Source organism: Micromonospora sp. NPDC003776 (assembly GCF_053605645.1).
This window is the reverse complement of record NZ_JBSGJR010000520.1, coordinates 1-4,994: the sequence shown is the minus strand read 5'-3', so window position 1 is coordinate 4,994 and position 4,994 is coordinate 1. Positions and strand designations below refer to the sequence as shown.

General features: G+C 69.9%; 5 protein-coding genes. 3 read left to right on the top strand and 2 right to left on the bottom strand.

The genetic code is table 11. The features are described 5' to 3' along the window. Positions 1-135: 135 nt before the first annotated feature. Positions 136-354 (top strand): hypothetical protein, encoded by a 219-nt coding sequence (locus ACWEVO_RS29845; RefSeq protein ID WP_452310808.1) that lies wholly within the window; start codon positions 136-138, stop codon positions 352-354. Between the two features lie 123 nt (positions 355-477). Beyond that, entirely contained in the window at positions 478-1,917 is a 1,440-nt protein-coding gene (locus ACWEVO_RS29840) for a PKD domain-containing protein (RefSeq protein WP_452310807.1), read from the top strand. 76 nt (positions 1,918-1,993) lie between these two features. Here the strand turns inward: ACWEVO_RS29840 and ACWEVO_RS29835 are convergent, their stop codons facing one another. Beyond that, complete coding sequence (locus tag ACWEVO_RS29835; protein WP_452310806.1) at positions 1,994-2,479, bottom strand: DinB family protein; 486 nt, start codon at positions 2,477-2,479, stop codon at positions 1,994-1,996. Positions 2,480-2,543: 64 nt separating this feature from the next. After that, entirely contained in the window at positions 2,544-3,677 is a 1,134-nt protein-coding gene (locus ACWEVO_RS29830) for a citrate synthase (protein ID WP_452310805.1), read from the bottom strand. A 68-nt stretch (positions 3,678-3,745) separates the two neighbouring features. On the opposite strand from ACWEVO_RS29830, the gene ACWEVO_RS29825 reads away from it, so the two are divergent. Continuing rightward, entirely contained in the window at positions 3,746-4,945 is a 1,200-nt protein-coding gene (locus ACWEVO_RS29825; RefSeq protein ID WP_452310804.1) for a citrate/2-methylcitrate synthase, read from the top strand. Positions 4,946-4,994 lie beyond the last annotated feature (49 nt).

Below are 4,994 nucleotides of genomic sequence, written 5' to 3'. Positions count from 1 at the left end.
GGCGGGACACGCATCCTTCGGGGGCGCGGGCCAGGGCGGCTCCGCCAACCAGCAGGTGCTCAAGCACCTCGTCGACCTCCGAGCGATCAAGATCGCTGAGTTCCACCCGCCGACTCGGTGCTATACGGTCGGGGGGTGAAGACCGAGCGTCACTGGTGGAACGGCGACCGCACCGTGCGGGGGCGCCGTGACGTGTTCATCCGTACCGACGGCGTGTCGTGGGAGGTGGAGGCCCGAGCCGGCGGCGGCACCGGCCGGTCGAAGATCTACCAGTGCCCCGGCCGGAAGTCGGCGGAGATCCTCGCCGGGACGTGGATGAACCCGCAGAGCCGATGGCAGGTCATGGCACCCTGATCGGCCCGCCGACGACGGGTCCTTAACCGCACGTTATGGATCGCTTAGCGATGCCACTGGATACCACGCCTTACCTTCAGCCGGTCATATCCACGAGGGATACGGGGCCCGGGAGGACATCCAGTGGTCAGACGCAATGCCGCACGACTCGTCGTCGCTGTCGTCGGAGTGATCGCGCTGCTTGGCGCGGGGCAGACCGCGGCCTTCGCCGCGCCGACGAACGACGACTACTCCGCCGCGATCGCGGTGGAGACCATTCCTTTCACCACCACCATTGACGCCAGCGGAGCATCGACGGGCCCGACCGACCCGACGACCTGTTCCAACAAGGGGTCGGTCTGGTTCACCGTCACGCCGGAGCGGGACGGCCGCCTGCAGGCCGACACGATCGGCAGCGACTACGACACGGTGCTCTCCGCGTGGACCGGCGAGCCGGGGGCGTTCACCCAGCTGGCCTGCAACGACGACTACCAGGGCCAGCAGTCGAGGGTCGCCTTCCCGGTCACCGCCGGGACCACCTACCGGTTCATGGTCGGGGTCTGCTGCGGCAACGGCGGGGTGGGTGGCGGGTCGCTCCGGTTCTCGGTCAGCTACGTCCCGCCGCCGCCGAACGACAACTTCGCCGACGCGATCGCGGTCACCGGGCTGCCCTACTCGAACATCCAACCCTACGAGGCTGCCACCCGGGAGGCGGGCGAGACGTCGGTCTGCGCCTCCTCGCAGCACACCACCTGGTACTCGTACACACCGACGACCACCGTGTCGGTCGTCGCTCAGACCAACCCGATGTACGCCGGCATCAACGTGTACCGCGGCTCGTCGCTCGGCAGCCTGTCGTTCGTCCGGTGCACCGGTCTCTACGACTACCGCTCGCTGACCTTCGTGGCGGAAGCCGGCCGGACGTACCTGTTCCAGGTCAGCGGGGACGGCATCGCCTCGCACGACTTCCGGTTGACGCAGGCGCCGGATCCCGTCGCCAACTTCGCCTACTACCGCAGCGATCCGAATTCGTTCGACCTCGTGGCGTTCTCCAACACCGCCTATGACCCGGCCGGCGCGGGTCTCGCGTCCTACGCCTGGGACTTCGGAGACGGCGCGACCTCCACGGAGCCGAACCCCGGCCACCGCTACCCCGCCGACGGCGACTACCCGGTCCAGTTGCGGGTGGAGACGCCGGACGGACGCAGCGACTCGATCACCCGGGTGGTCGAGGTGCATACCCATGACGTGGCCATCGTGCGGGTGAAGGTGCCGGCGAGCGCCCGGGTCGGGCACACCATCACGGTTGAGGCCCAGATCCAGAACACCCGGTACGAGGAGAACGTCCAGGTGGACCTCTACAAGAGCATCCCGGGCGACTACTCCCACCTCGGAGCGGTGAAGAAGCTGGTCCCGGTCGGGGAAACGGGTAAGACCACGTCATTCGCGTTCACCTACACCGTGACCGCGGACGACCTGGCGCTCGGGAAGCTCACCTTCCGGGCCGCCGCGGACCTGAGCCCGAACCGCGACGCGATCCCGGCGGACAACGAACTGCTCTCCGCGCCCGTAAAGATCATCTGAGTTCTGAGCGCCCCCGGGTCCCAGACCCGGGGGCGCTCAGAAACGCCACGGAGATCAGGCCCGATCCGAGGATGACCTATCGGGGACCGCAGCCGGTGGCACCGTCGAGAAGTTCTCGAGCGGCATCAAGGTGGCCGGCGTGGCGTGCGGTCTCCTCGATCATGTGCAGGCACACCCAGCGAAGGTCGGTGATCGGCTCGTCCGGCCAGTCGAGCCCATGCTCGCCGAGCAGGTCCGCGTCCAGGTCGACCGAGTGCAGGATCTCGTTCGAGATCCCGCACTGGCGCCGATAGTGGTCGATCACCGCGGCGCTGGAGTGTTCGGTCGTGAACGGCGCCTCGGGATCGTAGGGCGGGTCGTCGATGCCGTCGTCCCAGCTCACCTGCGGTTCGGTCCCGAGGACGACACGTTGGAACCACGCGGCTTCCGCGCCGGCCAGGTGCAGGACCAGCCCGATGGGCGTCCAGCCTGACGGAAGCGCCGGCGTGCGCAGCTGCGACTCGTCCAAGCCCTCGATGATCGCCAATACGGCAGCACGCTGCTGGTCGAGGAAGTACTGCAACCGGTCGCGCTCGCTGATCGTTGAATCACCCACCCGGCCGACTCTAGACCGAATCCTGAACTTCTCAGGGCACCGGTTGCGGCGGGCGGGGGCCCACGTACCGCGAGTCCGGCCGGATGATCTTCGGGTCCTGGGCCTGCTCCAGGACATTCGCACACCACCCGATGACCCGACTGGTGGCGAAGGTCGGCGTGAACATCTCCCGCGGCAGCCCGCACAGCTGCATGACGACGCCCGCGTAGTACTCGACGTTGGTGTGCAGTTCGCGGCCGGGCTTCAGCTCCGCCAGCAAGGACAGGACCAGCTCCTCGACCGCCGTGGCGAACTCCACCAGCTGCCCGCCGAGGTCCTGGGCGACGCCCTTGAGCATGCGCGACCGCGGGTCTTCAGTGCGGTAGACCGGGTGCCCGAAGCCCATGATCCGCTCACCGCTCAGGATCCGCGAGCGCAACCACGAGTCGGCCCGGTCGATCGAGCCGATGGCGTCGAGGGTGTCCAGGGCCCGGCTGGGAGCGCCGCCGTGCAGCGGGCCGGAGAGGGCGCCGAGGGCGCCGCCGATGCAGGCGTAGATGTCGGCGCCGGTGGAGGCGATGACGCGGGCGGTGAAGGTTGACGCGTTGAAGCCGTGATCAACCGTCGCGATCAGGTAGCGCTCGATCGCCCGGGCGTGAACCTCGGACGGCTCCTCGCCGCTGATCATGTACAGGTAGTTCGCCGCGTGCGGCAGGTCATCACGCGGCTCGATCGGCTCCAGGCCCGCTCGTAGCCGGAACAACGCCGCCAGCAGGCTCGGCACCAGGGCGCAGAGTGCCATGGCCTGCGCGCGCCGTTCGGCGGGCGACGTGTCGTAGAGCGGGCGGGCTCCGGCAGCCAGGCCGGCGACCGCCAGCGCGGCCCGCAGGGCGCCCATCGGGTCCGGAGACTTCGACGCCGCCGCGATGCCGGGCAGGGCGGCGGCGACCGCGGGCGGGATGTGGCGCAGCGGCGCGATCTCCTCGTGCAGCGCCTTGGGCTCGGCGGGAAGGGAACCGTCGATGAGCAGCGCCCACACGTCCTCGAGCGTCCGGCGCTCGGCCAGTTCGATGGCCGAGTACTGCCGGTAGTGGTAGAAGCCTTCGTGGCCGCGGACGTGGCCGATCGTGGTGTCGGTGACCACGACGCCTGCGAGCCCGCGCGGGGCGGTGATGGTGTCAGCCATGCGCACAGCGTCCCGCCGACGATCCGGGCCGGTCAACATTGATCCAGTCAATATGAGATCGTGCCCACATGCCCGAGGACCAGCTGCTGACCACCGCCGAAGTGGCGCTTCGCCTGCGCATCAAGCCAGAGACGCTCTATGCGTACGTCAGCCGAGGGTTGCTTGCCAAGGTCAAGGTTCCGGGCGAGCGGGTCAGCCGGTTCCGGCTGGCCGACGTCGAGCGGCTGGCCGCCCGCACGCAGGCGACCCGGCCGCAACGCGATGCCGCGCCGGCGATGCGCACCGCCGTCACGTTGATCGCGTACGGGCGGCTCCACTACCGGGGACTGGATGTCGCCCAGCTCGCGCCGGTGACTCCGTTCGAGGAGATCGCGCACTGGCTGTGGACGGGTGAGCGGCACCCGCCGGCTTTCGCGGCGTCAGCGCAGACCCTCGAACGGGCGAGGCAGGCGAGCGGACACCTGCCCCCGTATGCCCGGCTCTTCGACCGGCTGCCGGTGATCGTCGCCGTCGCGGCCGCCATGGACCCGCTGCGCTTCGACCTGACGCCCGCGACCGTGACGGCTCTCGCGCCGGCATTGCTCTCCACCATGGTCGACGCTCTGCCCGTCGTAGGCGAGGCACCCGCCGGCGACAGCCTCGCCGCCCGCCTGTGGTCGCGGTTGACGGCCAGGCCTCCGTCCGCGGAGGGCCTCCGGGCACTCAACGCCACGCTCGTCCTGCTCGCCGACCATGACCTGGCCGCCTCGACCATTGCGGTACGCGTAGCGGCGTCGACACGGGCGAACCCGTACGCGGCGGTGCTGGCGGGCCTCGGCGCGCTGGACGGGCCGATGCACGGAGCTGTCGGCAGCAGCGTCCACCGGATGATCGAGGCGGCGTTGCGGGATGGTGCGGCGGCGGCGATCGCCGAATGGTTGCGGACCGGCGGGCTGCCCGGCTTCGGGCATGGGCTGTACCCGCAGGGCGACCCCCGCGGTGCGGCCCTCCTCGATCTCGTGGCGGACCTGCCGGTAGAGGGCGAGTTACGGCGTACCGTCGACGACCTGATCGCGACGGCGGCGCGGCGGGGCAGTAGGCCCAATATCGACTTCGCGGTGGGGGCGTTGGCGCACGCGACCGGCATGGGGCCGGGCGCGGGCGAGGTGATTTTCTCGATCGCCCGGACGGCGGGCTGGATCGCCCACGTCATGGAGGAGTACGCGCAGCCGAACAACCGGTTCCGGTGGAACAGCGGCTACACCGGCCCACCCCCAGCCACCAGGTGAACTGCCGGTTGCGGCGGTGGTGCCGGCGTCCCTGTGCGGGCGCCGGCAC